Source organism: Synechococcales cyanobacterium T60_A2020_003 (assembly GCA_015272205.1).
Classification (GTDB): domain Bacteria; phylum Cyanobacteriota; class Cyanobacteriia; order RECH01; family RECH01; genus JACYMB01.
In genome coordinates, this window is the sequence record JACYMB010000249.1 from 1 (window position 1) to 3,564 (window position 3,564).

Below are 3,564 nucleotides of genomic sequence, written 5' to 3' on the forward strand. Positions count from 1 at the left end.
CTTTGACGGTCGCCATTGTTTGAATCGCAAGGTCACTATAAAGAACTGACGCGCCGGGTTTGCCGCTCAACTCCTCGACCACCCACTGCCCCAGCACAGATTCTTCGATCCAGAAGGTGAGGCTTCCCCTAGCCTTCAATCCAGCGTTATACTCTGACCAGTTGCGGATGCGGTATTGAGGTTTCATGGCAGGTTTTATGTGTGATAACTGAAATTTACCATGCCTCTCCCGCCCGCAACCCCTCTTTCATGCAACAACGCCATGTAAAATTCTAAATTGTGGAATGTAAAATTCAGCAAGAACTGACCATTCCCTCAGCAAAAATTCAGCATCTCAAGGGTGATCGCCCCTAGAGTGGAATCAGCAGTGGAGCAGAGTAGATGGTGGTGCGTGAATGCGCGCAATGCAAAAGACCGTTCAACAATGGGTGCAGAACGCGAAATGCGCCGTTGATCCGTTTTCGCTCCAGCTTCGCCTGACCCTGGGTATCACCCTTGTTTCACTGTTGGGCGTCGGGAGCGTAGCAACCTGGACAGCTTGGAGAACCCAGCAAATTTTGATTGAGAGCCACAAGGAATGGATCGCGGACGTTGCCGCACGTATTCCCCAGGATATTGAACTTTACCATAAGATGCTGCCCCTGCCGGACGCCATCGATAAAGCCATTGAGGTGCGATCGCTGCCTGGATTGCTGATTGCCGTACAAGATGCCCAAGGGAACGTCATCGCCAGCAGTAGTAGGCTCAATCAAGACTCTGTTTTAACGGCGATCGCCCCCGACCCAGAAACCTATCCAGACGCCGAACTTTACAGCGAAGCGGGGCAGCACTACGTCACCTGCGCTGGCCCCTTAGTCGTGGATAATGTCCCAGTGGGCTATCTCTACATAGCCCAGGACGTAACCGATGATCAGGAAATGTTTTTAGCGCTGATGCGAACCATCAGTGTGGGAACCCTTCTGGTTTGTGTCCTGATGCCAGGAGCGATCGCCCTCTACGTCAAACGGTCTCTTCGTCCCCTCTGCGATATCGGGCAACTCAGCGAAAGCCTAGATGTTCAAGACTTGGGCAATGTTCAGCTTAAGCTAGATGCCGCACCGACTGAGATTTTAGAACTGGCCCGATCCTACGAAGGAATGTTGATGCGGCTGTCGGACGCGTGGAACCAGCAGCGTCAATTTGTCAGCGATGTGTCCCACGAACTGCGAACTCCCCTTACGATCGTGTCCGGCTATCTCAACAGCACACTACGCCGCTGCCAAACCCTCACCGACCCCCAGCGGGAAGCCCTCACCATTGCCTCTGCTGAAGCCGAGCGCACGATCCAAATCTTGGAAGATATGCTGGCGTTGGCACGGGCGGAGAGTGGATACATCCGATTTGAACTGGAGCCCATTTCCCTCAACGATTTAGCCTACGACGTCGCCAGTATGGTGGAGCGGTCTAAGCAACGTCCAGTGTTGGTAGACGCAGCGGCAGCGGATATTACGGTACGTGCCGATCGCCACCGTTTGAAGCAGGTGCTATTAAACTTAGTGGAGAATGGGCTGAAATACTCGCCAGAAGATGCCCCCGTTTGGATTGGATTAGCGCAGACGCTTGATCAAGCAACGGTGCAAGTGCGCGATCGCGGCTGTGGGATTCCGCCCCAACACCAATCCCGCATTTTCGATCGTTTCTACCGCGTCGATGAAACCCGGACTCGTGCCACCGGAGGCTGTGGCCTGGGGCTGGCGATCGCCAAAACCCTGGTCGAAGGTATGAAGGGGACAATCACGGTCGATTCTATCCCTGGCGAGGGCACAACGTTTACCATCACCTTACCCACCACCTCCGTAAACCATGACACAACCCCGTATCCTAGTCGTTGAAGACGAAGAAAAATTAGCTCGGTTTGTAGAACTGGAACTAACCTACGAGGGCTACCAAGTTACGGTGGCAAACGATGGCCTCACCGGACTCACCACCGCCCGCGACATCAATCCCGACCTCGTGATTCTCGATTGGCTCATGCCGGGATTAACCGGACTAGAGGTATGCCGCCGACTGCGGGCAACTGGCAACAAGGTTCCAGTGATTCTCCTGACTGCAAAGGATGACGTCAGCGATCGCGTAGCTGGCCTAGATGCCGGAGCCGATGACTATGTGGTGAAGCCCTTCAGCATTGAGGAACTGTTAGCACGAGTCCGTGCCCATCTGCGGCGGAGCAGCGACGAGGAAAGTGGCGATGTCCTCCGGTTTGATGACCTCATGCTGAACCGCAAAACCCGCGATGTCAAACGGGGCGATCGCTCCATCGAACTCACTGCCAAAGAGTTTGATTTGTTAGAATATTTAATGGCGAATCCTCGTCAGGTCTTAACGCGCGATCGCATCCTCGAAAAGGTCTGGGGGTACGATTTTATGGGCGATTCCAACATTATTGAGGTCTACGTCCGTTACTTACGATTGAAACTAGAAGCCGAGGATGAGAAACGCCTGATCCAAACGGTGCGCGGTGTGGGCTATGTGCTGAAGGATTAGGGGCGATTCTGCTTTGCAGAGGCTCCGCCAACGCCCGTCTCTGCTCAAAGATCTCAGGACTTACGCAATTGGGCGATCGCTGTCGTGAAGCATTATTGAATCTCTCTCTGTCGAAGACCACGAAGCCCTAATCACTATCCTTCAAAAACGCCTCATCGATCGCTGTCGTGCTGAAATTCCTGCTCACATCACCCAAGCTAAAGCCGAACACCAGTCAGGGCAGGTTTTTCGGGGTTCGATTGCAGACGCGATTGCCGAACTCATCCGCTGATTACCGTTGCATGGCTCCAAACTGCGATCGCACGTGCTGCTGTTGGATTTACAGGGATTTATAGCGCTAGCCATATCGGTTAGGACATTTTGGTGGGGCGGCGAAGCCGCCCCACCAAAATGTCCATGTCCTAAGCTAGCTGGCAACAGCTATAGAATAGGAGCACGGACGATTATTAGGCGTTGATATGACTCAGAGCATCGCAGCCAGAAAGGTTAAGTTGCATGACCTAAAAATCAGGTTTGGGCTACAAAAGACCCAAGATGAGGCATTTTTTTCAGAATGGCTCAATGACTTACCGGAACTGACAGCAGCAGAACAGCAAGCACTGGATCGGATCAAGCGCAATTATCTTTATTTGCTGGAATATCCAGTGATGGAAAGCATTGTCAAGATGGTGGTGCTTTCACCATTGCTCGATTTGGCGGGATTTTATGAGCCACCTTTTCGGGTAGATGGCGAGACTAACATTCAAGTATCAGCCGAGGATGAAGGGGAGACCATTCAAGGCTGCATTGATGTGTTGGTAATCCAAGAGGGCTTTTGGGTGACTGTTATTGAGGCCAAAAATTCGGAGTTTTCGATTACCAAAGCAATTCCTCAAGCTTTGACATATATGTTGGCAATTCCGAAGTTGGAGAAGCCAGCTTTTGGCTTGGTTCTAAACGGAAGTGAGTTTTTGTTTTTAAAGCTTATACGGGATAGTATTCCCCAATATGCCACATCGGATTTATTGTCGCTGCTCAATCGTGGCAATGATTTACACACTG

The 3,564-nt window shown here is 51.9% G+C and carries 4 protein-coding genes; 3 read left to right on the plus strand and 1 reads right to left on the minus strand.

From position 1 onward, the window contains the following. On the minus strand, positions 1–187 hold a 187-nt coding region (locus IGR76_12380), incomplete at its 3' end, for a transposase (GenBank protein MBF2079284.1). A gap of 217 nt (positions 188–404) precedes the next feature. On the opposite strand from IGR76_12380, the gene IGR76_12385 reads away from it, so the two are divergent. From IGR76_12385 to IGR76_12395, 3 genes are all read left to right on the plus strand, one after another. After that, positions 405–1,871, plus strand: a complete 1,467-nt coding sequence (locus IGR76_12385; protein MBF2079285.1) for a two-component sensor histidine kinase — start codon at positions 405–407, stop codon at positions 1,869–1,871. After that, a complete protein-coding gene (locus IGR76_12390; protein ID MBF2079286.1) occupies positions 1,843–2,523 on the plus strand; it encodes a response regulator transcription factor in 681 nt (226 codons plus the stop codon). Before IGR76_12385 ends, IGR76_12390 begins: the two co-directional genes overlap by 29 nt. Positions 2,524–2,981: 458 nt before the next feature. Continuing rightward, a partial coding sequence (locus IGR76_12395) for a restriction endonuclease subunit R (GenBank protein ID MBF2079287.1) occupies positions 2,982–3,564 on the plus strand: 583 nt, incomplete at its 3' end.